The 24,800-nt window shown below is 68.0% G+C and carries 22 protein-coding genes; 9 read left to right on the plus strand and 13 right to left on the minus strand.

All coding sequences use genetic code 11. From position 1 onward, the window contains the following. Positions 1-65 precede the first annotated feature (65 nt). The 3 genes from V6D00_15275 (at position 66) to V6D00_15285 (ending at position 1,190) form a co-directional block, all read left to right on the plus strand. Positions 66-353 carry a glutaredoxin family protein gene (locus V6D00_15275; GenBank protein HEY9900537.1) on the plus strand — a complete coding sequence of 96 codons (288 nt, stop codon included), beginning with the start codon at positions 66-68 and terminating at the stop codon, positions 351-353. 4 nt (positions 354-357) lie between these two features. Then, positions 358-675, plus strand: a complete 318-nt coding sequence (locus V6D00_15280) for an Hpt domain-containing protein (GenBank protein ID HEY9900538.1) — start codon at positions 358-360, stop codon at positions 673-675. Between the two features lie 77 nt (positions 676-752). Beyond that, positions 753-1,190: a hypothetical protein gene (locus V6D00_15285; protein ID HEY9900539.1), complete on the plus strand. Its 438-nt coding sequence runs from the start codon at positions 753-755 to the stop codon at positions 1,188-1,190. On the opposite strand, the gene V6D00_15290 is transcribed toward V6D00_15285, so the two are convergent. Both V6D00_15290 and V6D00_15295 read right to left on the minus strand, forming a co-directional pair. Further along, positions 1,187-1,450, minus strand: a complete 264-nt coding sequence (locus V6D00_15290; protein ID HEY9900540.1) for a hypothetical protein — start codon at positions 1,448-1,450, stop codon at positions 1,187-1,189. The genes V6D00_15285 and V6D00_15290 overlap by 4 nt on opposite strands. A gap of 1 nt (position 1,451) precedes the next feature. Next, the gene (locus V6D00_15295; GenBank protein HEY9900541.1) at positions 1,452-1,712 is read right to left on the minus strand and encodes a hypothetical protein; all 261 of its coding nucleotides are present in this window, start codon (positions 1,710-1,712) and stop codon (positions 1,452-1,454) included. A gap of 166 nt (positions 1,713-1,878) precedes the next feature. Between V6D00_15295 and V6D00_15300 the strand changes: the two genes are divergently transcribed. Beyond that, entirely contained in the window at positions 1,879-2,775 is an 897-nt protein-coding gene (locus V6D00_15300; protein HEY9900542.1) for an EamA family transporter, read from the plus strand. Between the two features lie 109 nt (positions 2,776-2,884). Here the strand turns inward: V6D00_15300 and V6D00_15305 are convergent, their stop codons facing one another. Then, positions 2,885-3,139 carry a hypothetical protein gene (locus tag V6D00_15305; GenBank protein HEY9900543.1) on the minus strand — a complete coding sequence of 85 codons (255 nt, stop codon included), beginning with the start codon at positions 3,137-3,139 and terminating at the stop codon, positions 2,885-2,887. 83 nt (positions 3,140-3,222) lie between these two features. Between V6D00_15305 and V6D00_15310 the strand changes: the two genes are divergently transcribed. Beyond that, on the plus strand, positions 3,223-4,299 hold the full coding sequence (locus V6D00_15310) for an NADH:flavin oxidoreductase/NADH oxidase (GenBank protein HEY9900544.1): 1,077 nt from the start codon (positions 3,223-3,225) through the stop codon (positions 4,297-4,299). A 52-nt stretch (positions 4,300-4,351) separates the two neighbouring features. Beyond that, the gene (locus tag V6D00_15315; GenBank protein HEY9900545.1) at positions 4,352-6,109 is read left to right on the plus strand and encodes an acyl-CoA dehydrogenase family protein; all 1,758 of its coding nucleotides are present in this window, start codon (positions 4,352-4,354) and stop codon (positions 6,107-6,109) included. 28 nt (positions 6,110-6,137) lie between these two features. Here V6D00_15315 and V6D00_15320 read toward each other — a convergent pair whose 3' ends face one another. Beyond that, positions 6,138-7,415, minus strand: coding sequence for a DUF2252 family protein (locus tag V6D00_15320; GenBank protein ID HEY9900546.1), 1,278 nt, complete (start codon positions 7,413-7,415; stop codon positions 6,138-6,140). A gap of 106 nt (positions 7,416-7,521) precedes the next feature. Between V6D00_15320 and V6D00_15325 the strand changes: the two genes are divergently transcribed. Beyond that, positions 7,522-8,841, plus strand: coding sequence for an APC family permease (locus V6D00_15325; GenBank protein ID HEY9900547.1), 1,320 nt, complete (start codon positions 7,522-7,524; stop codon positions 8,839-8,841). Here V6D00_15325 and V6D00_15330 read toward each other — a convergent pair. From V6D00_15330 to V6D00_15355, 6 genes are all read right to left on the minus strand, one after another. Continuing rightward, the gene (locus V6D00_15330; protein HEY9900548.1) at positions 8,803-11,178 is read right to left on the minus strand and encodes an ATP-binding protein; all 2,376 of its coding nucleotides are present in this window, start codon (positions 11,176-11,178) and stop codon (positions 8,803-8,805) included. The genes V6D00_15325 and V6D00_15330 overlap by 39 nt on opposite strands. Before the next feature lie 110 nt (positions 11,179-11,288). Then, entirely contained in the window at positions 11,289-11,696 is a 408-nt protein-coding gene (locus V6D00_15335) for a hypothetical protein (protein ID HEY9900549.1), read from the minus strand. A gap of 114 nt (positions 11,697-11,810) precedes the next feature. Then, entirely contained in the window at positions 11,811-12,371 is a 561-nt protein-coding gene (locus tag V6D00_15340) for an OsmC family protein (GenBank protein ID HEY9900550.1), read from the minus strand. A gap of 110 nt (positions 12,372-12,481) precedes the next feature. Continuing rightward, on the minus strand, positions 12,482-14,278 hold the full coding sequence (locus V6D00_15345) for an ABC transporter ATP-binding protein (protein HEY9900551.1): 1,797 nt from the start codon (positions 14,276-14,278) through the stop codon (positions 12,482-12,484). Then, complete coding sequence (locus tag V6D00_15350; protein HEY9900552.1) at positions 14,275-16,086, minus strand: ABC transporter ATP-binding protein; 1,812 nt, start codon at positions 16,084-16,086, stop codon at positions 14,275-14,277. The genes V6D00_15345 and V6D00_15350 overlap by 4 nt, the downstream gene beginning before the upstream one ends. 108 nt (positions 16,087-16,194) lie before the next feature. Beyond that, positions 16,195-16,797, minus strand: a complete 603-nt coding sequence (locus V6D00_15355; protein ID HEY9900553.1) for a helix-turn-helix domain-containing protein — start codon at positions 16,795-16,797, stop codon at positions 16,195-16,197. Positions 16,798-16,916: 119 nt separating this feature from the next. On the opposite strand from V6D00_15355, the gene V6D00_15360 reads away from it, so the two are divergent. Both V6D00_15360 and V6D00_15365 read left to right on the plus strand, forming a co-directional pair. Then, positions 16,917-17,465, plus strand: coding sequence for a YceI family protein (locus tag V6D00_15360; protein HEY9900554.1), 549 nt, complete (start codon positions 16,917-16,919; stop codon positions 17,463-17,465). Between the two features lie 30 nt (positions 17,466-17,495). Continuing rightward, the gene (locus tag V6D00_15365) at positions 17,496-18,194 is read left to right on the plus strand and encodes a DsbA family oxidoreductase (GenBank protein HEY9900555.1); all 699 of its coding nucleotides are present in this window, start codon (positions 17,496-17,498) and stop codon (positions 18,192-18,194) included. 71 nt (positions 18,195-18,265) lie between these two features. On the opposite strand, the gene V6D00_15370 is transcribed toward V6D00_15365, so the two are convergent. The 3 genes from V6D00_15370 to V6D00_15380 all read right to left on the minus strand — a co-directional run bounded on the left by V6D00_15370 (position 18,266) and on the right by V6D00_15380 (position 24,745). Beyond that, positions 18,266-23,557: an AAA family ATPase gene (locus tag V6D00_15370; protein HEY9900556.1), complete on the minus strand. Its 5,292-nt coding sequence runs from the start codon at positions 23,555-23,557 to the stop codon at positions 18,266-18,268. Between the two features lie 439 nt (positions 23,558-23,996). Next, positions 23,997-24,215, minus strand: a complete 219-nt coding sequence (infA, locus tag V6D00_15375; protein ID HEY9900557.1) for a translation initiation factor IF-1 — start codon at positions 24,213-24,215, stop codon at positions 23,997-23,999. Between the two features lie 299 nt (positions 24,216-24,514). Continuing rightward, positions 24,515-24,745, minus strand: a complete 231-nt coding sequence (locus tag V6D00_15380; protein HEY9900558.1) for a KGG domain-containing protein — start codon at positions 24,743-24,745, stop codon at positions 24,515-24,517. Positions 24,746-24,800: the final 55 nt, after the last annotated feature.

The raw sequence follows: 24,800 nt of genomic DNA on the forward strand, positions 1-24,800 counted from the left end.
CTGAGGACGAGCGGGTATAACCACCCTGTTCGCCTTGTTTCCGCTCGATTGACCCAGGAGTCCCCATGCCGCGCCTGACGCTCTATTCCGGACCGGGTTGCTGTCTTTGCGACCAGGCCAAGGCCCTGCTCGACAAGGTCGCTGCCGATCAGCCCTTTCAGCTCGACATCGTCGACATCCACTCGGACGCCGCCCTCTACGAGCGCTTCCGCTACGCGATCCCGGTCATCGCGGTGGACGGTGAGGTCGTGATGGCCGGAAAGGTGACCGAGTTCTGGATCCGCAAGGCCTTGCGGGGCGAGCCTCTGGGCCGCGAGGCCCGCACGGCGCTCGCCTCGAGCGCACGAGGCTAGGGCCTTGGCCGCATATTCTCGGCCCGGCTACGTTGCCACCGTGCGTCAAGCGCTCGCCTCCTTGATCCCGCTCTTCATGGAGAACCGCCAGCTCGACGTGCAGACCCTGCGCGTCGCTCTGGCCAAGCACGATCTGGCCACCGTCAGGCGGGTGGGCCACAACCTTGCAGGCATGGGCAGCACCTTCGGCTTCCCGGCGATCACGGACTGCGGGCGCTCGCTCGAGCGGGCCGCGAAGGCCTCGGACGCAGCGGAGCTTTCGCGGCTCATTTCGGTGCTCGAGGATTACATCGCGCGCGTGGAGATCCGTTACATCCCGTAGCGCGCTTGCGGCCCTTTCTGGGATGCGGTAGTATCCATCGGCTCAATCCCATAGAAAGGTTGCTAATTATGTATCCGATGGTACTTGGTATTCATAACTTGCTGCGCTGGCTGGTCATCGTCTTGGCTGCGCTCGCGCTGGTGATGGCTTTCACCGGCTGGCTCGGCAAGAAGGAGTGGAAGGAGGGCGATCGCCGGTACGGGGTGATGTTCACCGGGGCCCTGGACCTGCAGCTCCTGATCGGGCTCGTTCTCTACTTCGCGTTGAGCCCCGTGACCCGGGGCGCGCTGTCGAACATGAAGGCCGCCATGAAGGAGCCATCGGTTCGCTTCTTCGCGGTCGAGCATAGCTTCTTGATGCTGGTCGCCGTCGTCCTCGCCCACGTGGGTAGCGTCATGGTCAAGAAGGCGAGCAACGATTCCAAGTTCCGCACCGCGGCCATCTGGTACACCCTCTCGACGCTCGCGATCCTGTTCGCCATCCCCTGGTGGCGGCCCCTCATGCCCGGGTTCTAGGCTTCGGGCGAAGTCTGGGCCAGCAAGGCGCGACCCCGGCTCGAAACGGGGTCGTTGAGCATCAGCCAGAGGTTCCCCTGGGGCGTCTTGGCCCGGTAGATCCAGTGATCACCGTGCCAGGACGCCTCCAGGTCGCCCCAGTCGATCCCCGACGGGATCATGCGGCCCGGGCCGAAGCCGGCCCGGACCAGGTCCTCGAAGTGGTAGCTTCGCTTGCTGCCGCTGGGCGATGAAACCGCCGGGATCCGGATCGTGTGCACGTCAGGTGATGACCTCCCAGAGCCGCTCCACTTCGGGGCGGCTCAGTTCATTGCCGTGGACGTCGAGCCACCGCTCGGCATCCTTGTAGAGATAGAACAAGTGTCCCAGATCGTGGTGCGCCGCGCGATCCCAGATGTCGGCGGCGCTGTCGGACTGGCCGTTGTGTTTGTGGACGGCCGCCACGATCTCGCTCATCTGCCTGCCCCCGAGGTGTCCCCGCTCGTGGATCGTCTCCAGCAGGTCCTTGGTCGTCCTGGGCATGGCTGCCTCCTTGGTCGAACGCTATCCTTCCCATTATCATCTCATCGCCACCGAGCGGGTCAAGGTGGCGAGGTGCCCAAACGAACGGAGTCCGCTTGATTGCGCCGGGGTCATGGGTGTCTGATGGCCTGGTGGCGCGGCTTTGAGCTCTGATATACTCCTCGACATGAACAAACACCTTCCGCTCCTCCTGGCGATAAGCCTCATCTGGGGATCCCAGTTCTTCTTCAACGCGATCGCCCTGAATACCCTGCCGCCGCTCACCATCGCGCTGCTACGCTCGGGGATCGCGGCCCTGACCCTGGCCCTGATCTTCCATTTCTCGCGCGAGCGCCGCGCGACGCCGGTCGAAGCCCGCAAGATCCCCTTTTCGACCTACTTCGGGATCGCCGTGGTGGATGCGACCCTGCCCTTCTTCTTGATGACCTGGGGCCAGCGCCAGCTCGAGAGCGGCACCGCCGCCATCCTGAACGGGACCATCCCCCTCTTCGCCCTGATCCTGACGCCGCTCTTGATCGCAGGGACGCGTCTGACGCTCGGCAACTTCCTGAGCATCGGGCTCGGCTTCTTCAGCGTGCTGGTGCTCAACGCGGCGAGCCTCCAGCATGGCCTCGGCGGGAGCACGCTGCCCATGGTCGCGATGCTCGGCGGATCGGCTTGCTTCGCGGCCGGGCTCGTGCTGATCAAGCGCCTCGACTCGCCGACCTTCATCACCACGGCCCGCAACATCCTCTTCGCCTCGACGCTCCAGTTGCTGCCGCTCGCGCTGTGGGTGGACCGCCCCTGGACGCTCCCCTGGAGCCTCGAGGCGCTGGGGGCCTTGCTCTTCCTCGGCGCGGTGAACGCAGGGCTTGCCTACTTGCTGTACGTGGTGCTGATCGCCAAGGCGGGGCCGACCTTCGCGTCGCTGAGCAACTACATGGTGCCCATGGTCGGGATGATGCTCGGGATCTTCTTGCTGGGAGAGCCCTTCCACCCCATCAGCATCGTGGCGCTCCTGATCCTCTTCGCGGCGCTCTCGCTCAACGGCTGGACGCCGCGCAAGAAGCGCCAACCAGCGTAAGGACCGGCCTACTGCGCACCGACGGCGTCGAGTCGCACGACGACGGCACCAGACCTGTCACGATGGTAGAATATGAGCAGGGTTCTGATGCTCGTCGCGTCCGCGGCGATCAGCTTCTCTGCTTGGCGAGCTTGGCCGTCATGTAGCGAGCCAGGCCGGCGTAGGTGGCGTCGTCCCAGTAGGTCATGTACTCTCGCAGGGCCTGGGTCAGGTCGGGCTCCGCGAAGCCGAGCTCCGTCAGGGCCTGAATGGCGGTCGCCATCCGGTGCCCTTCCAGGACGCGGGTCGGGTCGTAGGGAACGTCCCCGAACCGGCGCAGGTAGAGGGCGCGGACCAGGTGATCGGCTTGCTGGCGAGAGGTCAAGGGTCCCTCCTGAGTGTGGCGGCGGCAGGACACCATGGTAGCGCGTCGCAAGGCGCCATGGCACTAGCAGAAAGGCGGCATCCATGCATTTGTTCGATCCCCTGGTGCTCCGCGCGGTCTCGTTCCGCAACCGGATCGGGGTCTCGCCCATGTGCCAGTACTCCGCCGTGGACGGCTTCGCCAACGACTGGCACCTGGTGCATCTCGGCGCGCGGGCCGTCGGCGGGGCGGGCCTCGTCATGGTCGAAGCGACCGCAGTCGAGGCCATCGGCCGCATCTCGCCCCAGGACGTGGGGATCTGGTCGGAGGCTCACGCCGAGCCGCTCGCTCGCCTGGCGCGCTTCTTGCGCGAGAACGGCGCGGTCGCGGGGATCCAGCTTGCGCATGCCGGGCGCAAGGCGAGTACCAGCCGCCCCTGGGAGGGCGGGGCTCCCCTCTCGAGCGAGCAGGGGGGATGGGAGACGCTGTGCGCCCCGAGCGCCATCCCGTTCGACGAGGGTTGCTCGGTCCCGCAGGCCCTGGACGAGGCGGGGATTCGCCGGGTGGTGCAGGCGTTCGCCGCTGCGGCCGAACGGGCCGTGGCAGCGGGCTTTTCGCTGGTCGAGATCCACGCCGCCCATGGCTACTTGCTCCACGAGTTCCTCTCGCCGCTCTCCAACCAGCGCTCGGACGCTTACGGCGGCTCCTTCGAGAACCGCATCCGCCTGCTCGTCGAGGTGGTGGAGGCCGTGCGCGCGCGCTGCCCCGAAGGCATGCCCGTCTTCGTCCGGATCTCGGCGACCGACTGGGCCGAGGGGGGCTGGGACGCGGATCAATCGGTCGAGCTGGCCAGGCGCCTCAAGGGGCGGGGCGTCGATCTGGTGGATGTCTCGACCGGCGGGCTCGTTCCCGGTGCGGTCATTCCCGTCGGTCCCAACTACCAGGTCCCGTTCGCGGCAAGGATCAAGCGCGAGGCGCTCATCCCCACCTCGGCGGTCGGCCTCATCAGCGCGCCCGAGCAGGCCGACGCCGTGATCCGCGAGGGCCAGGCGGACCTGGTCCTGCTCGGCCGCGAGTTCCTGCGCGACCCTTACTGGCCGCTGCATGCGGCCCATTCCCTGGGCCACGAGATGGCCTGGCCGCCCCAGTACGATCGCGCCAAGCCGCGCGATCGCCGCTGATAACGTCGCACCCAACACGCACAGGGGGCGCCCGCGCCCCAGGAGGTCCGGGATGAACGTCGATTCAAAGGTCTCTCCCCAGCAGGCTGATGCCGAACGCGACTTCTTCGCGTCCGACCGCAGCTTCAGGCGCCTGATGCAGCGGCGCTTGCCTCCTGAGCAGCGCGACCGGGGAATGGCCTGGCTCCAGGAGATGGGACGGATGGCCACCGACGTCATTCCGCCTCTGTCCGAGCTCGCCAACCAGCATCCGCCGACCCTCAAGGCCTACGACGCCTGGGGCGAGCGCATCGACGCGGTCGAGTGCCATCCGAGCTACCGCGAGATGACCCGCCTGGCCTACGGGGCGGGCCTCGGCGGCATGTACCACGACCCGGCGCTTCGCGCTCGCGAGGGCGGGGTCTCGCACGTCCTGGCCTTCGGCCTCGGCTACGTCTTCGCCCAGGCCGAGCAGGGCCTCTACTGTCCCATCTGCATGACCGAGGGCGCAGCCCGCCTGGTCGCGGCCTTCGGGGACGAAGCCCTCAAGGCGCGCTACCTGCCGGGGCTGACCTCGCGGGATCCCGAAACGCTGCTGCAGGGGGCCATGTTCCTCACCGAGAAGCAGGGCGGCTCGGACGTGGGGGCGAACCTCGCCACCGCCCGGCAGGTCGGGGATCACTGGGAGCTCTTCGGCGACAAGTGGTTCTGCAGCAACGCCGGCGAGGCCGGCGTCATGATGGTCCTGGCGCGCCCCGAGGGGGCCCCGTCGGGCACCAGGGGCCTCGGCCTCTTCCTGATGCCCAGTACCTGGGTGGACGGATCCGCCAACCGCTACCGCATCAATCGCCTCAAGGACAAGCTGGGCACCCGATCCATGCCGAGCGCCGAGATCTCGCTCGAAGGCGCCCGCGCGTTCGCGGTGGGGGACCTGGGGCGCGGCTTCGCCTACATGACCGAGATGCTCAACCTGAGCCGCACCTACAACGCGGTGGCGTCGGTCGCCCTCATGCGGCGCGCCCTGTACGAGTGCCTGGGATACGCGCAAGAGCGCGCGGCCTTCGGCCACCTGATCGAGGCCTACCCCATGGTCCGGCGCCAGCTGGTGGAGATGACCCTCGAGCAGGAGGCCTCCATGGCCCTGGTGTGGGAGACGATCGCCCTGCTGGACCGGCAGGACGACGGCCTGGCGACCCTTGAGCAGCGGAAGCTCTTGCGCCTCTTGACCCCTCAGATCAAGTATCACACGGCGCGCCAGGCCGTGGACTTCGCCTCGCAGGCGTGCGAGTTCCTGGGCGGCAACGGCTACGTCGAGACCTTCATCACCCCGCGGCTCTTGCGCGACGCCCAGGTGCTGCCCATCTGGGAGGGGACCACCAACATCCTGGTCCTGGACGTGGTGCGCTGCCTGGAGAAGGAGGGCGCCCACGAGGTCCTCTTCGAATCGCTGCGCGCGCGCCTCGGCGCCCTGCGTCAGCCCGAGTCGGCGCCGTATCGCGGCCAGGCCCTGGCAGCACTCGATCGCCTGGTGCAGGGCTTCCAGCAGCTGGCCTCGGCAGGTCAGGAACGGACCCTCTTCGCCAAGGAGTGGAGCGACTGGGCCATCCGCGTCTACCAGGCGACGCTGCTTTTGGAGTCGGCCGAGGAAGACGTGGCGCTCGGCGAGGGACGGATGCTCGCGATCGCCGCAAAGTTCATTCGTCGCCACTTCGAGCGCCAGGCCCCCGGCATGGGCGGGTGGGGAGCGGATCTCAGCGACCACACCCTGTTCGAAGCGATCGCGAGGCACGCCCCGCTGACGCCGGACCAAGCCGTCAGGGCCCTGGCCTGAGAAGGCCGGGGTTCTCTAGAACGCCCGACTAGTACCGCTTCTTGAAGGCGAGGTGGTCCTGCCGGACCTGGGCCTGATAGGCGAGCGCGAAGTCGAGGATGCGCGAGACGAAGGCCTGCGCGTCGCCCATGTCGGCGAGCAGGTCGGCTCCGCGGCCGGAGCGGGCATGGGCGCGCGCGGCGACCAGGGCGACGGCAGGCATGTGCTTGGCGAAGTCCTTGGCGCCCTTGAGCTCGGCAAGCTCCACGCCGCTCTTGGCGGGCTGGAGCTCCCGGACCAGGTAGTCCAGGCCTTGAATGCGCGCCGTGCCGAGGAAGCGATCGGGGCTCGGCAGGAAGTAGCGATAGGCCGCAGCCACGCGCGCGGCCTCGTCCGAGACGGGGGCGGCAGCATAGGGGGCGGCGGTCGTCGGTCCTTCCTCCTTGAACTCCAGGATCACGTCGTCGCCGGGCGCTTCGCTCGCCCCTTCCAGCAGCGCCACGTAGCGGTAGCGGCCGATGCTCGCCACGCCCGCAAGCCGCGCGGCCACGTCCTTGACCCGGTAGAACCGCGCGCTCTCGCCGCGCCCCGCGGCGTAGCGATCGACGGCCACGCGCAGCCGCTCGCGGGTCCCTTCGTCGCAGGCCGAGAGCTTCTTGCCGAGCTTGAAGCTGCCATGGCTGGTCAGCTTGTCGATGAAGTCGGCGCGCGAGACCTTGCCGGCGCTTGCGATCGCATCGAGCGCGGGGCCGCGCAGCGCATCGGCGCCCAGGGGGCGCGACAGCTGCTGCGGGCTCTTCACGAGCGTCTCGAGCTCGCCGCGGTAGCCTGAAACGAAGGCTTCGGCGAGCTCGCGGCCCTCGTGGCCCTTCAGTCCGGCCTCGTCGGCCGCAAGAAGGATGCTGGTCGCGCAGCGCGCCACGTCCCAGGTGTACGGCCCGACGAAGGCCTCGTCGAAGTCGTTGAGGTCGTAGGCGACGATCCCGTCGGCGCCCTGATAGGTCCCCAGGTTCTCCAGGTGCATGTCGCCCTGCAGGGGGATCTTCACGCGGGTGGCGAGCGACTTGTCCTGGGCCACGTCCGCGTAGAAGAGGTGGGCGCTGCCCCGGAAGAAGGCGAAGGCCGATTCGCTCATCAGGTCGTACTTCTTGGCGATGAGGTCCGGGTCGCGCTTGGTGAGCGGCGCGTAGTAAGCCTTGATGAGCGCCACCCCGTCGCGGCCCTTGGCGAAGGCGCGCACGCCCTGCGCGTCCGGCGCGAAGGGCGATGCGATCGAACAGGCGCTGAGCATCGGAAGGGCGATCAGCAGAGGCAGCAGGCGTTTCATCGGACCCTCTCGAACATGAGGCGAGGCATAAAAGTTATCGTCCGAATCGGGCAAAGCGCTGTTATGATCCCGTTAAGCTTTGTCCAAATCTACGAGGAGTCGTCCCATGACCTCAACCCCCACTGGGCGCCTGGGCCTGCCGAGCGCGGTGGGCCTCGCCGTCGCCACCATGATCGGCAGCGGGGTGTTCGTCACCAGCGGCCTGCTGGCCAGGGATCTCTCGCCGGCTGCGATCCTGCTGGAGTGGTTGCTGGGGGGCGTGCTCGCGGCGTGCGGCGCGAGCTGCTACGCGGCGGTGGCGGCCCATGTGCCGCGCAGCGGGGGCGAGTACCGCTTCCTTCACGACCTGTACCACCCCTTCGCCGGGTACGCGGCGGGGTGGGTCACCATCGTCTTCGGCTTCGCCGCCCCGATCGCCATGGCCGCGATGGCCGCCGGCGCTTACGCCGAGGCCCTCGGGGCCCGCGGGTTCGCCCTTCCAATCGCGCTCGCCCTGGTGATCGGGCTCGGGGCGGTCCAGGCCTCGGGCCTGAGGTGGGGCGTGGCGCTCCAGAACCTGGGGGTCGTCGTCAAGGTGGCGACGATCCTGCTCTTCGCGGGGGCGGCCCTCTTCTCGGGCATCCTCGATCCCGCGCGGGTCCTGCCGACGCCCGCCGTGCTCGCTGAGCTGTCCTCCATGCCCTTCGCGGTGGGCCAGATCTACGTCGGCTTCGCGTTCACCGGCTGGAGCGCGGCCGTCTACATGGCCAGCGAGGTCGAGGACCCCGCCCGGAACGTGCCGCGCGCCATGTGGCTCGGGTGCGGCCTGGTCGCCGGGATCTACCTGCTGCTCAACTTCGTTTTCGTCAGCGCCCTCTCGAGCGCCGAGCTCGCGACGGTGGCGCAGTCCCAGTCGTCGGCCCTGACCCTGGGGCACCTGGTGGCCGTGAGGCTGCTCGGCCCGGCGGGCGGCACGCTCGCCTCGGTCATGGTCCTGGCGGTGCTGGTGTCGAGCGTGGTGGCGATGAGCATGACCGGGCCTCGCGTCTGCGCCGCGATGGCCGAGGACGGCTACTTGCCGACCTGGATGCGCTGGGGGGAGGGCCGCTGGGGCGGCGCCGGCGCGGTCGGGCTCATGACGGCGCTTTCGGCGGTCATGACCGTCACCAACTCCTTCGAGGCGCTGCTCGGCGCGGTGGGAGTCACCCTCGCCGTCTTCGGCGCCCTGAGCGCCTGCGCGGTGCTGCGCATCGAGGGCCTGCGGCTGGGTCGCCGGCGAGGGGTCGCGCTCGCGGTTTACCTGCTCGGCGCGGGCTGGGGGGTGCTCAGCACCCTCGAGGCGTACCCGATGACCCTGGCATGGATGCTGTTGACCTTGCTGGCCGCGGCACTCGCCTATCGCCTCACCTCACGCGAGCTGCCCGAGCGGCGCCTCGGGATCCGCTAGGCCGGAGGCGTTCTCGGGGGCGCGGGGCAGGCTGAACCAGAAGACGCTGCCCTCGTCGGGCGTGCTCTCGACGCCGATCCGGCCCGCGTGGGCTTCGACGAAGGCCTTGGCGATGGAGAGCCCGAGCCCGGTCCCGCCGTACTGGCGCGTGGTGCCGGTGTTGACCTGGAAGAATTTCTGGAAGAGGTGAGGCACGTGCTCGCGCGCGATCCCGATGCCCGTGTCCCTGACCTCCACGCGGGCCCCCTCGGGGGTTTCTCGCAGGGAGATCGTGACCTCGCCCCCTTCCGGGGTGAACTTGATGGCGTTGGCCATGAGGTTGAAGAGCACCTGCTCGATGCGCTGCGCGTCCAGGTCGAGCACCAGGGGCTCTGACGGCAGCTCTTCTGCCAGGGAAACCTGGACCGCGCGCGCCTGGGGCCTGAGGCCGTCGATCACGCCCCGGACCTTCTCCACCAGATCGATCGGCTCGAGCTGGATCGCGAGGGTCCCGGCCTCCACCCGCGCGAAATCCAGCAGGTCCTCCACCAGGCGCTGCAGGCGGCCCGCACCGGCCTGGATCTGTCCGACGTAGGTCGCCTGGGTCTCGCTCAGCTCGCCTCCTAGCCCGTCCTCGAGGAACTCCGCGTAGCCCACGATCGAGGCGAGCGGCGTGCGCAGCTCGTGCGAGGCGGCGTTGAGGAAGTTGCTCTTGAGGCGGTCCAGCTCCTTGAGGTGATGGTTGGCCTCTTCGAGCTCCGCGTTGCGCGCCTGCAGCGCGCGGAACAGCTCGGCACTGCGCAGCGCGCCGGTCATCTGCTGGGCCAGGTTGTTCAGGAACAGGCCGTCGTGTTCGTCGTAGGCATACCCCGTCCTGCGAGGGCCGAGCTGGAGCGTCCCGATGCGACTTGCGCCCGAGCGCAAGGGAATGCTGATGCCCTCCTCGAGGCGCTCGGCCGCCGCGGGCTTGTCGGCCCTCAAGACCTTCAGGTCACCGAACGACCCTTCGAGCACCACCGCCAGGGCCCGCGGCTGCAGGGCGGCTTGGAGCCTGTCGGCGAAGAGGGACACGATTTCCTGGGGATCGTGCAGCGACTTGAGGGCGTCGCCGAACTCGGCGGTGATGCGCTGGGGATCGTAGGACGCCCGGAAGAAGAGCCGCTCGAGCACGCGCTGGGTCCACTGGTGCAGAGGGGCGAAGACCATCGTCAGGACGAGGATGGCGAGCACGCCGCCCGCGCGCGAGTGCGGTTCGAGGATGCGATCCGTCACGTGCACGAGCGCGAAGTAGAGAACGGTCAGCACCATCGAGACGAACGCGTAGGTCATCGTTCGCTTGATGACCATGCGGATCCCGAACAGCCGGTGGCGCAGCATGGCGTAGGCGACCGTCACGGGGAAGATCGTGCAGAGCGCGTATGCCAGGTTGATCTGCCGCATCGAGAGCCGGTCCCCCTGGTTCATCACGATCGGGATCACGTACGCCACCACGCTCGGCAGGTACCCCGCCACCGCCCCGATCAGGACGATCAAGCCCTGCTGGCGCGCCGTGCGGGACCTGCCGTTCGTCGCGACCAGCAGCAGGCGGGTGAGAAGGACCAGGAAGCCGAGGGCGCTCAGGATACCCCAGACGACGAGCGTGTTGCCGAAGTAGTGGGGGGGGGCCGAGGCGGCGATCCCGAAGGGGCGGTAGTCCAGCTGGTAGGCGATGGCGAGCAGCGCCGCCGGCAGGTACGCCAGGACGAGCAACCGGGGTTTGCGCGCGATCAGCGGCAAGGGGCGCGGAAAGGTCAGCGCCAGGTGCGCGCCGGTTGCGCCGAGGAAGCAGACGAGAAGGAGGTACAGGCGCGGGAACCACTGGGAAAACGAAAAGTCGATGCCGAGCGTCTGCAGGCCGACCCCGAGCGTGAGCGCGAGCAGAAGGTGCGCCCGCACCGCGGGGGAGGTGGGGTTGAGGAAGAAGGCCATGCTTCCGATCACGATGTGCAGCAGGCCGATGAGGAGCGTCGGGGCGAAGCCGATCACGACGTCGCGCCATTGCAACTGCTGGATTTTGACCGTGATGGCGAGTCTGCGCCCGTTGCGGTCCACCTCGTAGACGACGGGCGTGCCGGGGGCGCTACGGGCGATCAAGCGCTGGAGGTCCAGGGTCGTGCGCAGCGCGACGCCGTTGGCCGAGACGAGGCGATCGTAGGGTGCGAGGCCCTGTCGCGGCCCATTCCAGCTGGGTACGGTCTGGGGCGAGACGTTGAGGTTCGATTCGTAGCGGAAGCCCGCGAAGGGCCGTCCCACCTCGCTCACGACCTCGTAACACACCAGGCCCCACAGGAGCGCCCCGAGGAGGACCAGGCCCCGCATCATCCACGTCACATAAGTTGACGCATTTCTGGTCGCAGCTGAATTGAACATGAAACTAATCTTAATACTTTTTTAAAAAACCGGGGAGAGTGGGGCCTCCGTCTCGTGCCTCACTGGGCGTCGGGGGCGATCTCCTCGGGCTTCGGGCGCTTGAAGTAGGCGATGCCGTTGTGGAGGCTGACGAGTTCCCAGCCGCGATCTCCCAGGTACTGGAGGGAGACGACGGTCCCGTGGATCCTGACGCCGTCGTCGATCACGGTGTTGACCAGGGCCGCGGCCGTGGCGGTGACGGGGTTCGCGAAGGGCGATGCGTCGAGCTTCGCGAGCGGGGCGCTGAGGTACTCCCACTTGGCGCCCGACCACGGGGGCAGGATCGACTGGCTCGCCGCGTCCACGTCCGCCTTGAAGGTCCTGAGCAGGGTGTTCTTGCCGGGCAGGGCGAGGCCTGCGGCATGAGCGGCGGGGGCGCTCGCGATGAGCAGGCTCACCGTCGCAAGGGCAAAAGCGAACGATCGCATGGCTTCCTCTCGGCTGGGGCGGGTGACGCGGGGCGCATGGGCTGAGGGGAAATGCCGCCTCTGCCGCAGGACCCATGCGATATAACACGCGCGCGCTCTGGTAACAAGCGTGGGCTACGTTTCGAGGACCACCTCCACCGGTACCCCGTGGCTGACGATGTCGAAGACGGGCGAGCGGCTCTTCGCGATCGCGACCAGCTCCTCGAGGGTCTCTTTGGGCGCGTCGGCGTCGATGTCGAAGCTCACCCGGATGTTCCGGTAGCCGTTGCGGACCTCGTCCGAGATGCCGAGGAAGCCGCGTACGTCCAGGTCGCCTTCCAGCTTCGAGGTGACCGAGCGCAGGGTGATGCCGCGGGCGGCCGCGTTCGCCACCAGGGACGTGGTGAGGCAAGCGGAGAGCGCGACCAGCACGTGCTCGACCGGGTTGGCCCCGATGTCGTGGCCGAGCAGGACGGGCGGCTCATCCGCTTCGATCGCCACGGGCTCACGCCGCGAATCGTCTTCCTTGCCCGCCCTGCAGAATTTCTCGATGCGGGCCGTGCTGTGAGTCCCCTCCTGCCAGGTGTTGGTCGCGCGGAACGTGAAGTCGGCGAGCTCCGGCTGTTCACGGAACATGGTGACCGTCGCCTCGAGGCGCTGCGTGTCGATCCCGTCAACGATTGCTTTCTCCGCCATGGGTTTTACCTGCCTTCTCGCGTGGAAAGCGTCCCCGACGCCGGATGGTGTCGTCGAGAGTGGTACCACACTCACGCGCGCTCACCAAGGCAGAAAGAAGCGTTGACGCGTCAGACCGGGCCAAGAGGGGGGTGGCCGAACTGCGTCCGGTACAGCTCCGCGTAGCGCCCGCCGAGCGCCATGAGCTCGGAGTGGGTGCCGCGCTCGGCGATGGCTCCGCCCGCGATGACCAGGATCTGGTCCGCGTTGCGGATGGTGCTCAGGCGGTGCGCGATGACGAGGCTGGTACGGCCCGAAAGCAGGCGATCGAGCGCTGCCTGGATGGTCGCCTCGGTCTTGGTGTCCACGTTGCTGGTCGCCTCGTCCAGGATGAGGATCGGCCGCTCCGAGAGCACCGCGCGGGCGATCGAGAGCAGCTGGCGCTGGCCCTGGCTGAGCTGAACCCCTGCCTGGCCGATACGCGTCCGGTAGCCCTCGGCGAGCCCCACGATGAAGCCGTGGGCGCCCACCTCGCGCGCGACGCGCTCGATCTCGGCTTGATCGGCCTCCGGGCGCCCGAAGGCGAGGTTCTCGGCGATCGTCCCGCTGAACAGGAAGGCCTCCTGAGGCACGATGGCGATCTGCCGGCGAAGGTCCGCGCGCCGCAGGGCGCGAAGGTCCACCCCGTCGAGGGTGACCCTGCCCGCGCTGACGTCGTAGAAGCGGGGGATGAGGCCCGCGATGGTGGTCTTGCCGGCGCCGGTGGGCCCGACCAGCGCGACCGTCTGCCCCGGCTCGATGGCGAACGAGATTTCCGAGAGCACCTGGCGGCCCGCGCCGTAGCCGAAAGAGACCCCATCGAAGGCGATGCGGCCCTGGACCGCGCCGAGTGCCGTCGCCTCGGGGGCGTCCGGGGTCTCGGGGGCCTCGTCGAGGATGGAGTAGATGCGCTCGGCCCCGGCCAGGGCGGACTGGGACTGGGCAGCGACCTGGGTGGCGAGCTGGATGGGGCGGAAGAACTGCTGGGCGTAGAGCAGGAAGGCCGCGACCAGCCCGACGGAGATCGTCCCGTGAAGCGCCAGGTACGAGCCGTAGCCGACGACCACGGCGTTGGTCAGCGCGGCGAGCAGCTCGATCGAAGGGGAGAAAGCCGAGCTCACCGCCGTCGCCGAGATGTTGGCGTCGCGGTTCCTGGCGTTGCGCGCGCGAAAGCGCGCGATGTTCGCCTCGGTGCGATTGAAGGCCTGCGACTCGCGAACGCCCTCGATCTCTTCCTGCAGGTCCGCCATGACCGCGCCGGTCGTCTCGCGGGTCGTCCGGTAGGCCTTGCGCGCTCGGCGCGCCAGCAGGGTGGTGGTCAGCAGCATGATCGGGATGACGGCCATGGTGGCGAGCGCGAGCGGAACGTTGAGCGCCAGCATGGCCACCAGGATGCCGCACAGGCTGAGGATCGCCCCGATGACCTGGGTGAGCCCCTGGGCGAGCAGCTGGTTAAGGGTGTCGACGTCGCTGCTCACCCGGCTCATGAGATCGCCCTTGGCCTGCCTGTCGAAGAAGGCGATGGGCAGGCTCTGGAGCTTGTCGAACAGGCGATCGCGCAGGCTGGCGAGGATTCGCTGGCCGGTGCCGCCGATCTGGATCATCTGGGCCCGGCTGGCCAGCCCCCCCGCCACGCTCACGGCGAGCATGAGGAGCATGATCGACAGGAGGCCGCCCGCGTCGCGGTGCATGATCGGCCCGTCGATCGCCCGGCCGATGAGCCAGGGGACGAGCGCCTGGGAGAGGGCGGCCACCGCGACCAGCAGCAGGGTCGTGGCCAGCTGCGCGCCGTGGGGGCGCAGCTCTCGTGAAAGGCGCCGGAGGATCTTGCCGCCGTGCTGCGCCCGCTCTTCGGGATGGTCGACCAGCCCCGCGATCCCTCGAATCATGCCAGTTCTCCCGTCGCTTGCGGCGCTTGGGCGGTATCGTCCAGGAACTGCGCCCCCAGGATCTCGGCGTAGAGCGAGCACTCGGCCAGAAGGGCGTCGTGCTTGCCTTCGGCAACCAGCTTGCCGCCGTCCAGGACCAGGATCCGGTCGGCGTCGCGCACGGTGCTGAAGCGCTGCGCGATGACGAAGCAGGTGCGACGCGCGTCGCGCATCAGGCGATCCAGCGAGGCGCGGATCGCAGCCTCCGTCTCGGCGTCCACCGCCGAGGTGCTGTCGTCCAGGATGATGAGCCGCGGATCGACCAGAAGGGCGCGTGCGATCGCGAGGCGCTGGCGCTGGCCGCCCGACAGGCCCGTGCCCCGCTCGCCGATGACGGTCTGGTAGCCGTCGGGCAGGTCCTGGACGAAGGGCGCCGCCTGGGCGGCGATCGCAGCCTGCTCGATGGCCTCGGGGGTGGCGTCGGGCTTGCCGTAGGCGATGTTCTGGGCGATCGTGCCGCTGAAGAGGAGCGGCGCCTGCATGACGACGCCGAGCTGGCTGCGAAGCGAGGCGAGCGTCACCTCGCGCAGGTCCTGGCCGTCGATCGTCACTTTGCCTTCGCTCGGGTCGTAGAAGCGTGGCAGCAGGTGGACGAGGGTACTCTTGCCCGAGCCCGTCGTCCCCACGATGGCCACCGTCTCGCCGGGGCTCACCCGGAAGCTCACGTTCTCGAGGCTGCTTCGCTCGGCGCCGGGGTAACGGAAGCCGACGTTCTCGAAGACGACCTCGCCCTCGAGCGGCGGCATCTCGCGCGCGCCGGGGGCGTCCGCGACCTCCAGCGGAGCGTCGAAGATCTCGGCCACCCGGACGGCCGAGGCGCCGGCGCGCGCGATCATGACCATCGAGAAGCCCAGCGTCATGATGGGCATCAGGAGGAACCCCAGGTAGTTGTTGAAGGCGAGCAGCTGCCCGACCGTGAGGGTGCCGTGGATGGTTTGCCAGCCCCCGAACCCGATGATCGCGAGGGTGGCGCAGTTGGCCACCAGCATGATGAAGGGGAAGTTGTTGGCCACCGCGCGGATGGAGGCGATGCCCAGGTCCTGGAGGGCCTGGTTGGTCGCGCCGTAGCGCGCGAGCCTGTCCGCCTCGCGGCCGTAGGCGCGCACGACGCGCAGCCCCCCGAGGCTCTCCTGCAAGAGGGTGTTGAGCGCTCCGAGCTGATGCTGGATGCGCCCGAACAGCGGCCCGATCCGCTTCACGAAGGTCGCCATCAGGAAGAAGATGGGCAGCAGGGTCACGAGGGTCACGAGGGTCAGTTGCCAGTTGAGGAAGAGGAGCAGCACCACGCTCGCGACGAGCATCAAGCCGGCGTTGGCGAGCTGAAGGATCCCGGCGCCCGCGAAGCTCCGGACCTGCTCGACGTCGCTCGTGAGGCGCGTCAGCAGCTGCCCGGTCTCGGTTCGGTCGTAGTAGCTGAAGCTGAGGCGCTGGATCTTCTCGAACAGGTCCTCGCGCAGCCGGTAGGCGACCCCCTGGGAGGCGCGCTCGCTCAGGTAGTCCTGAAGGAAGCTGAAGGCGGCTCGGATGACGGCGAAGCCCACCATCCCGCTCACGGCGAGCGCGATGGCTCCGGGGCGGTGCGCGGTGAGCCCGTCGTCGATGGCGGTGCGAATCAGCTGAGGCGTCGCGAGGCTCGCGCTCAGGACGACCACCAGCGAGCAGGCCGCGCCCGTCGCTTCGAGCCAGTGCTGGCGGAGATAGCCGAGGGGGCGAGCGAGAGCCTTGAAGGCGTCGCGCGAGACGCCGGGCGGCCGCTTTGGAGGGGCCATTCGAGCTGAGGCTGGGGGCGCGGTGGCAGACATGAAGACGGTGCTCCGGATGTTTGGGGGCCTTGGCTAGTGTACCCCGAAGGCGGGTCTTGATCGCGCGAGGGGCGACTAGCGAGCGGTGTGGGCCTGGATCAGGACTTCGGCCATGCGCATGAACTGCGCGCCGGGGCCGTTCGGTCCCACGCTCTGCGCGCTGACGCGCGCTCCCTCGATGAGCAGGAACAGCTCGTCCGCGAGCAGCTCCGGGCTGGTGACCCCTATCGCGCGGCACAGGTCCACGAGCTGGTTCCGGCTGCCGCGCTTGTGGGCCTCGATGATCGGACGCGCGGGGTGGTCCTTCTCGGGAAGCTCGACCGCGGCGTTCGAGAGGGGACATCCGCGTCCGGTGGCGAGCCCCTGCCCGATGGCAGCGAGCCACGCGTTCAGCTGGGCGCGAGGATCGCCGGGATGGCCCTCGACGATCCGATCCCAGTAGGCGTCCGCCTCGACGGCAAGGGCTTGGAGGTGAGCCGCCACCAGCGCGTCCTTCGACGCGAAGTGGCGATAGAGGGTCATCTTGTTGGACCCTGCCGCCTCGGCGATGCTCTCGACCCCGACCGCACGGATCCCGTGCTCGGCGAAGAGCGCGCGCGCAGCAGCCAGGATGCGCTGGCGCGGGGGCAGCTGCTTGTCGATGGCGCCCGATTCCGGGCAGGAGAGAGATTTTTTCATCGCCGCTTGACTTCTTAGTGACCGGTCAGTAACATCCTTGACTGTTACCGATCGGTATCATACCACCGGTCGGCCTGTTTGTCTCGCAGCCCCTTCCTCTCTCCGAAAGGACGTTTTCAATGCCCTGGGCCATCGATCCCCTTCACACCCACGTCGGCTTCTCGGTCAAGCACATGATGGTTTCGACCGTGCGCGGCCAGTTCAAGACCTTCAACGGCACCCTCCACCTCGACGATCAGGACTTCACGCGCTCGACGGTCACTGGCGAGATCGAGGTCGCGAGCATCGACACCGGCAACGCCGATCGCGACGCTCACCTGCGCAACAACGACTTCTTCGACGCCCCCAACCACCCCACGATCGGCTTCAAGAGCACCCGGATCGAGGCCAAGGGTGACGACGCTTACCTGGTCCATGGCGACATCACCATCCGTGGCGTCACCAAGGAGATCGCCCTCGAGGTCGAGCACGCCGGCTTCAACAAGAACCCCTGGGGCCAGACCGTCACCGGCTTCAGCGCGACGACGACCCTCAACCGCAAGGATTTCGGCCTCAACTACAACGCCGTGCTCGAGCTGGGCGGGGTCGCCGTCGGCGAGAAGGTGAAGCTCGAGCTCGACATCGAGGCCGTCCTCCAGGACGCGCCGGTCGAAGCGATCGCCCAGTAAGCGCAGCGCCGCTATCACCGAGGTGAAACGATGAAAATCGAAATCTACTCCGATGTCGCGTGTCCCTGGTGCTACATCGGCAAGAAGCGCTTCGAGAAGGCCCTCGCGGCCTTCCCGAAGCGCGACGAGGTCGAGATCGTCTACCGGGCCTTCCAGCTCAACCCCGATCTTCCGAGCGATCCGGCCCAGGCGCGTCCCCAGGACGAGTACCTGCAGGCTCGCTTCGGCCCCGGCTTCAAGGAGATGCTGACCAGGGTGGTGGACGTCGCCGCCGGCGAGGGCATCGCCTTCAATGCGGACAAGACCCTGGTCGCCAGCACCTTCGACGCGCATCGCCTGATCGCTTTTGCCGAGCAGGAAGGCGGCACCGCCGTGAAGGCGCGTCTGGTCGAGGCGCTCTTCAAGGCCCAGTTCACCGACGGCGGCAACGTCGCCGATCCCGAGACGCTCGTCACGCTCGCGACCGGCGTCGGGCTCGATTCCGGTCGCACCCGTGCCTTCCTGGCCTCGGCCGAGGGCGCTTCCCAGGTCCAGCGGGAGCTCGACGAGGGGCGGGCCCTGGGCATCACCGGGGTTCCTACCTTCGTTTTCGAAGGCAAGTGGGGAGTGTCGGGTGCCCAGGATCCCGAAACCTTCTTGAAGGTGCTCGAGCAGGTCGCTGGCGAGCTCGCCGTCGCCACGCCCGATTCCTCGGCGCCTGCTTGCGAAGGGGATGCCTGCACCATCTGAATGATCCCCAATCGCCCCAGAGAGCGCATCTTACGTGCCCGTCCGCCCCTGGCGGACGGGCACGCGGGTTCTTATTGCGGGGATTGAGCGCAGACAGGCAAGGTGAACCAGAAGGTGCTGCCTTCCCCCGGGCTGCTGCCAACGCCGATCCGGCCCCCATGCGCCTCGATGATCGATTTGGCGATGGAGAGTCCCAGGCCCGTGCCCCCATGGCGGCGGGTCGAGGAGGAGTCGACCTGGTAGAACCGCTGGAACAGCTTAGACAGGTGGTCATGGGCGATCCCGATGCCCGTGTCGCGCACCTCCACCCGCCACTCGGCGTCCATGGCCCTCAACGAGAGGGTGATGCGTCCGCCGGCGGGGGTGAACTTGATCGCGTTTCCGAGCAGGTTGAGCAGCACCTGGGCGATCCGCCCGGGATCGGCCGTGATCGGCGCCGCGGCATCGGGCAGCCGCATCTCGACGCTCAGGCCCTTCTCTTGCACCACGGGTGAGAGGCTCTCGAGCGTCTCGGCGATATTTTCCGCGAGATCGAACGGCTCCGGGACCAGCTTGAACGAGCCGGCCTCCATCCGGGCGAAATCGAGCAGATCGTCGACGAGGCGCGCGAGGCCCAGGGTTCCGTGCTTGATCTGTTTGACGTACTCGTGCTGAGCGCCGCTCAGCTCACCGGAGATGCCGTCCTCGAGGAACTCCGCGTAGCCCTGGATCGAGGTCAGCGGCGTGCGGAGCTCGTGCGAGACCAGGCCGAGGAAGTTGGTCTTCATCTGATCGAGCGCCTTGAGCTGCTCGTAGGCCTCCTGGAGGCACGCGGTTCGCTCGGCGACGCGCGCCTCGAGTTCGCGTTCGTAGACGTCGCGAATGGTTCGCTCGCCCTCGAGGTAGGCGGTCCGCTCGGCCGAGAGGGCGTTCTGGAGGGAGACGGCCGCCTGGCCCGCGAGGATCTGCATGGTGGCCAGGTGATCCCGCGTGAAGGCATCGCTCAGCAGGTTGTTCTCGAGGTAGAGGACGCCCACCAGGTCCTGCTGGTTCACGATCGGGATGGCCAGCACCGATCGGGGGCGGCGCGCCTGAATGACCGGATCCCTGGTGAACGCCCCCAGCCGGCCGGCGTCGTTCAAGACGACGCTCGTGCGGCTGCGGATGACGTAGCGCACGAGGCTTGCGGGCAACCTGGGGTGCCCTTCGAGCGCCTCGGCTTGCAGCAGCGTGAGGGTCCCGTCGTCCCGGCTCTCGGCCTGCACCAGGAAGCCGGAGCCTTCCTCTTCTTCCTGTTTCAGCAGGAGGATCGCATGCTGGGCCCCCGCGTTCTCCTTGACGATGGCGAGCAGCTTCTCGAGCAGGCGCACCAGGATGACCTCCCCCGAAATGGCCTGAGTGGCCTTCCAGATGGTGGCCAGGTCGAGCACGCCACGCGCGACCAGCTGCGGGACCAGCCCCAGCGTGAAGTCGGGCGAGTCGGCATGCGCCACTGGCCCAGCGGCGCCTTCTTCCCGGGCGGGGGAGGGGAGGCGCCGATCGAGAGTCTCGACCCTGGCCAGGGCGCCCCAGCGACGATAGCTCTCGCGGGCATCAAGCAGGTAGGCGCGCCCGGCGGTTTCGAGGCCGCGATCGAGGTAAAAGCGCGCAGCGGCTTCGTTCGCGAGCGCCTCGTAACGGAAGAATCCGCTCTCTTTCGCCGCGCGAGCCGCTCGTTCGTAAAGGTCCGCGGCGCGCGCGGGCGTCCTTGAGAGGCGCGCGAGCTCGGCCTCCATCAGGAGCGCATGGAGGGCGAAGTTCGAAGGGCAGTGGCGTGCCCAGGCGCTCATCATCCGCTTGAATCGCCGAATGCGGCGCCAGGCCTCGCTCGAACGGGATCCGCCGCTCGAGGCGATCCGGGCCGCCGCCTGGAAGCCGTACACTCCGTAGTCGACCATGTACGGAGAGCCGGCGAGTGCCTTCATGCGGCGCTCGGCCAGCCCCAGCTCCCGCCAGGCCGCCTCCCAGTCCTCGTGGATGCAGGCGAGCTGGAGCTTGTACAGGTGGTAGATGGCGATGCCCGAGGAATAGCCGGTCGCCGTCATGCGTTCCAGGCAAGCAACCTCGTCGAACGCGTCATCGCCCAGGGACAGAAAGGCCTTCGTTTCGCCACGCAGGCTCAGCCAGAACTGGGTCGCGCAGGTGGCCGCGTCGATCGCGTTCTGGTAGTGGGTCTGCCGGGCGAGCTGCAGGTATCGTTGCCCCTGGGCCAGGGCCGTCGCGAGGTCGACCCGGGGGCTCCAGTGGTGAACGTAGCCGCAGGCAAAGGCCATGAACAGGAAATCGCCCGAGAGCAGGCCCGCCTCCACCGAGGTCTTGAACCAGGTGTCGAGGTTATCCCACGGCTGGCTCCAGCTGTGGCTGAACAGGCCGAAGAGGACGTGGACGCGGCTCTTCACCTCGCCGGCGTCGAAGCGCTCGGTCAAGCGAACGGCGAGCCGGCCGAACGCCTCGGCGCCCGAGAAGTCGCCGAGCCCCGCGAGCAGCGCGGCGTAGCCCGAGTAGGCGGTGATCGCCTCGACGCAGTGCCCGTGGCGCATGGCCAGGCGAGTCTGCTTGAGCACGGTCGTCGCGAAGAGGGTGTCGTTGCCCGATAGGTAGGCCGGTGCCAGGAAGTCCCCCAGGATCTTCATGGCGAGCTTGATCGTGCGATCGCCCACTTCCGGGGCGTCGTCCAGCGCCTGGGGGCTGCGCCCGATCTGGGCGGCCTTGGTGCGCGCGAGCTCCAGCAGGACCGCGGCCACCCCGGGCCGGGGCCGGAGCTTGATGCCCAGGAGGTCGAGGGCGCGGATGCCTTCCTGGATCGCCTCGTCCATGCGGTTGCTGTACGCGTAGAGCCCGGCGGTCATGGCCCGGACCTTGGCGCGCTCGAAGGGGCTGCGGCTTTGCTCGAGCAGCTCCGCGCAGCTGCGCTCGGCGAGCGCGAACTCGCCGCACAGGTGGCCGCAGGTCGCGCTCAGCTCGAGGATCTCGCAGGCGAGATCCGCGTGAGCCGTTCGGGCGCTCGCCGGAAGGACCTCCCGCGCGATTCGCGCGAAGTTGAAGGCCGAACGATAGGCCGCCGCCTCCTTGGCCTTGCGCGCCGCGACCACGTTTAGCCTGGCGAGCGCGAGTCGCTCGCGCTGGCCGCTTACCAGGGCGCGCGCGGCATTCAGGTGCTGCAGGATGTCCGGCACGCGCCCGGCACGCTCGGGGTCTCCGGCCTCCGCGAGCAAGGTGCGCCCGAGCTGGAGGTGGACGCGGTGACGCTCCACCTCCGGAACCAGCGCATAGGCGGCCTGGCGCACGCGATCGTGGGAGAACTTGCATGCGATCGCCCGGGTGACGTCATCGTCCTGCCCGGCTGCCGCGCGTAGGAGCGCTTGCTCGTCGAGCGAAGCGATCAGGCCGGCGTTGAGGGCGGGCCAGAGGGCCGTCAGGATCCGGGAGGGGGGCTCGTCCATCGCCGCGCAAAGCAGGCGAAGGTCGAAGGTGCTGCCGATGCAGGCGGCCCTGCTCAGCAGGGTCTGAGTTCCCGGATCTAGGCGCTTCATGCGCTCGAGCATGAAGCCGACGACGTTCTCGCTGAGCCCCGCCTGCTGGACCTCCTCCGGATCCCAGCGCCAGCGCCCCGTCTCCTGGTCGAAGCCGACGACGCCATCCTGGTAGAGGGTGCGCAGCAGTTCCCTGGCGAAGAAGGGGTTGCCGTCGGTCCTGCGATGGATGAGCGATCCGAGCGCGCGCGTCCTTTCGGGGTCGGTCCGCAGGCCGTCGGCGACGAGCTGGTTGGTGGTGGCCTCGTCGAAGGGCGCGAGCGAAAGGTGCGTCACCGGGGACGCTTGAAGGAGGTCCGCGAGGGCGGGCGCGAGCGGGTGGTCGGCGCCGAGCGCCTCGTCGCGCAAGGCGCCGACGATGAGCAGGGCCTTGCCGTCACGCGCCTCCAGCAAGCTGCGAATCAGCAGGAGGGTCGAGGCATCCCCCCAGTGCAGGTCGTCCAGGAACAGGACGACGGGATGCTCGGGCCGGGCGAACAGCGCAAACAGGTGGTTGATCGTCGCCAAAAAGCGGTTCTGCTCCTCGGTGGGGTTGAGCTCGGAAAGAGGGGGCTGCTTTCCGATCAGGTGCTCGATCTCCGGCACCAGCTCGAGCGCAAGGCGCCCGTTGCCGCCCAGGGTCTCGTTGATCCTCGCCTTCCACTGGGCAAGGTAGTCCTCCGGTTCGCTCAGCAACCGGCGCACGAGACTCGTGAGGGCCTGAGAGACCGCGGCGTAAGGCACGTTGTGGCGGTACTGCTCGAACTTGCCCGCCATGAAGAAGCTGCCTTGCTCGCGCGTTTCCTCGGCGAACGCGTCGACCAGCGCGGACTTCCCGGATCCTGCCTGTCCGCTGATGAGCGCCAGGTGGGGGCTGCTCGATGCCGCATGAAGGCTCGCGCGCAGCGCATCGAGCTCCTGCTGCCGTGCGTAGAGCCGCTCGGTGAGCAGCAGGTGCGCCGCGACCTCAGAGCAGGCCAGTCGAAAGGGCGCGACGGTCCCGGTGGATCCCCACTGGCTGCTGCACTCCTCGAGGTCTCTCACGAGGCCGAGGGCGCTCTGATACCGGTCGTCCGGGTTCTTTGCCAGGAGCTTCGAGACCAGGTCGCAGAGGGGGCCCGGAAGGTTGGCGACGAGCTGATCCAGGGGGACTGGGACCTTGGTGAGGTGGCAGTACACCCACTCCATGGGATCGGTGGCGTGGAAGGGAAGCTGCCCGCTCAGGAGGCGGTAGAAGACGACGCCCAGCGAATAGAGGTCGCTGCGCTCATCCGGGCGGCGATCCATTCGGCCGGACTGCTCGGGCGAGAGAAAGGGCAGCGAGCCGAGCAGGTGCTGCGTCGGCCCGTGCGCCTCGCGCTCTGCTCCGACTCGCGACGCGAGGCAAAAGTCGACGAAGCGAACCTGCTGGTGTCGTGGGCTCCAGAGGATGTGGCGGGGGGTGAGGTCCCGGTGGGTGACGCGGCGGTGAAGGCGGGCAAGTGCGCGCGCGCAGGGGACGGCGAAGGCGAAAAAGCGATCGAGCGGCATCCTTTCGCCGGCCTCGAGCTGGGCGTCAATCGGTTCGAGGCCGACATCCGCCAGGACCAGGGCCAGGTTGTTCCGCCATTCGACCAGATCCAGGGCCGGGACGACCTCGGGGCCGTCGAGGGTGCTCAGCAGCTGGTACTCCTGCCTCAGGCGCGCGAGGTCCTGGGGGGCCGGATGATCGTGGTTGAGAACCTTGACGATGACCCGAGCGCCATCGGCATCGCGCGACCCCCGGTAGAGAAGCGAGCGGTTCGATCGGTGGATCTCTTGCGCCAACCTGTAGCCTGGAATTGACGGAAACATGAACCCTCGCTGTCGCCATGCCATGCAATACATACCCGTGGTAAGCAAGGGTTAGCAAGTGCAGATCGTCAATGCATCGTGAGGTTCGCCCGGCGCACGATCGCTAGGCAAACGAGGCGGCCCGCCGGAAGTAATCCGGCGGGCCGCCTCGTATTCGCCCTTAAGGTTGGGAGAGACTTGCTTTGCGGTGTTTCATGCAATCGCGGTGGGCCGGGCTGCGGCTGTCGCCGCTGCCCGGCGTAGCGAAGTCGCTCTCCGGGTAATAAACGGTTGTCCCTGCCTTCTTGGAGCACTTGGGACAGCTCTTCTCCATGGTTTTCGCGCCGGTGGCTTCATCCACGCGTCGCCGATAGAGGTTATCCCGGTTCGGATCCAAGAGCTTTGCTCGTCCTTGCACAATCGCCTCCTCTCTCGACTCAATGGCCGCAGGACAAGGGGCCTAGGCCCGCTTGCGGAAGTTGATGCGACCCCTCGTCAGGTCGTAGGGGGACAGTTCAATCTTGACACGATCCCCCTGCAGGACCTTGATGCGGAACTTGCGCATCTTACCGGCCAGGTGGCCAAGGACGACCACGTCATTGTCAAGCAACACCCGGAACATGCCGTTCGAGAGCGCCTCTTGGACGGTCCCCTCGAACTCGATCGTTTCCTCTTTCATTCGCCTCCAATTAGTAAGCAAAGGGACCCGCGTTGTTAAAACGCAGGCCCTAGCTTTAACAAGTGGTTTGTTGCGCCTGAAGTTTTGAATCAGCGCTTATTTTTCGATTATTATACACCCGTAAGGGTCGTTATGTAAAGATGGGCGAGGGCCCCCGCACCGGCCGGACGAAAGCGCCCGGCAAGCAGGCTCGTCACCACGTCCGACAGGTCGCCGAAGGTCCTGGGTTCCTCGGCGATCCTGGCACGCGGAAGGTTTCCGGGCGCGGCACATCGGCCATGGTGCCCGCCGCTCGCTTCCTATCGCTGCTTCCCTCTTGCCTGGCCGCCCTGCTTGCCGATCTCGGCCATGTGCTGGCGGTCCTTGCTCACGGCCTCGCCGCCCTTGCGGCCCGCATCGCGTGCTTCCTCCGACGTGAACTCGTGGGCGGTGCCCTTCTCGTGGGCGGCCTTGCCGCCCTTGCTCGCGATTTCGCGCTGCTTCGCGTCGTCCATCCCAGCAAACCCGCGATGGCTAGCCTTTTCCGCCATGATTCTCGCCTCCTCGCAATGCCGGTGCCCCCGCCGGCGAACTTCCCTGCCACCT

Origin of the sequence: Pantanalinema sp. (assembly GCA_036704125.1) — a bacterium.
In the GTDB taxonomy this organism is placed as follows: domain Bacteria; phylum Cyanobacteriota; class Sericytochromatia; order S15B-MN24; family UBA4093; genus JAGIBK01.

Bases quoted from the DNA above. Each gene is read 5' to 3' on its own strand.
- V6D00_15275 (HEY9900537.1), top strand. From the start codon at position 66: ATGCCGCGCCTGACGCTCTATTCCGGACCGGGTTGCTGTCTTTGCGAC.
- V6D00_15285 (HEY9900539.1), top strand. From the start codon at position 753: ATGGTACTTGGTATTCATAACTTGCTGCGCTGGCTGGTCATCGTCTTG.
- V6D00_15295 (HEY9900541.1), bottom strand. From the start codon at position 1,712: ATGCCCAGGACGACCAAGGACCTGCTGGAGACGATCCACGAGCGGGGA.
- V6D00_15300 (HEY9900542.1), top strand. From the start codon at position 1,879: ATGAACAAACACCTTCCGCTCCTCCTGGCGATAAGCCTCATCTGGGGA.
- V6D00_15310 (HEY9900544.1), top strand. From the start codon at position 3,223: ATGCATTTGTTCGATCCCCTGGTGCTCCGCGCGGTCTCGTTCCGCAAC.
- V6D00_15315 (HEY9900545.1), top strand. From the start codon at position 4,352: ATGAACGTCGATTCAAAGGTCTCTCCCCAGCAGGCTGATGCCGAACGC.
- V6D00_15320 (HEY9900546.1), bottom strand. From the start codon at position 7,415: ATGAAACGCCTGCTGCCTCTGCTGATCGCCCTTCCGATGCTCAGCGCC.
- V6D00_15325 (HEY9900547.1), top strand. From the start codon at position 7,522: ATGACCTCAACCCCCACTGGGCGCCTGGGCCTGCCGAGCGCGGTGGGC.
- V6D00_15330 (HEY9900548.1), bottom strand. From the start codon at position 11,178: ATGCGGGGCCTGGTCCTCCTCGGGGCGCTCCTGTGGGGCCTGGTGTGT.
- V6D00_15335 (HEY9900549.1), bottom strand. From the start codon at position 11,696: ATGCGATCGTTCGCTTTTGCCCTTGCGACGGTGAGCCTGCTCATCGCG.
- V6D00_15340 (HEY9900550.1), bottom strand. From the start codon at position 12,371: ATGGCGGAGAAAGCAATCGTTGACGGGATCGACACGCAGCGCCTCGAG.
- V6D00_15345 (HEY9900551.1), bottom strand. From the start codon at position 14,278: ATGATTCGAGGGATCGCGGGGCTGGTCGACCATCCCGAAGAGCGGGCG.
- V6D00_15350 (HEY9900552.1), bottom strand. From the start codon at position 16,086: ATGGCCCCTCCAAAGCGGCCGCCCGGCGTCTCGCGCGACGCCTTCAAG.
- V6D00_15355 (HEY9900553.1), bottom strand. From the start codon at position 16,797: ATGAAAAAATCTCTCTCCTGCCCGGAATCGGGCGCCATCGACAAGCAG.
- V6D00_15360 (HEY9900554.1), top strand. From the start codon at position 16,917: ATGCCCTGGGCCATCGATCCCCTTCACACCCACGTCGGCTTCTCGGTC.
- V6D00_15365 (HEY9900555.1), top strand. From the start codon at position 17,496: ATGAAAATCGAAATCTACTCCGATGTCGCGTGTCCCTGGTGCTACATC.
- V6D00_15370 (HEY9900556.1), bottom strand. From the start codon at position 23,557: ATGTTTCCGTCAATTCCAGGCTACAGGTTGGCGCAAGAGATCCACCGA.
- infA (HEY9900557.1), bottom strand. From the start codon at position 24,215: ATGAAAGAGGAAACGATCGAGTTCGAGGGGACCGTCCAAGAGGCGCTC.
- V6D00_15380 (HEY9900558.1), bottom strand. From the start codon at position 24,745: ATGGCGGAAAAGGCTAGCCATCGCGGGTTTGCTGGGATGGACGACGCG.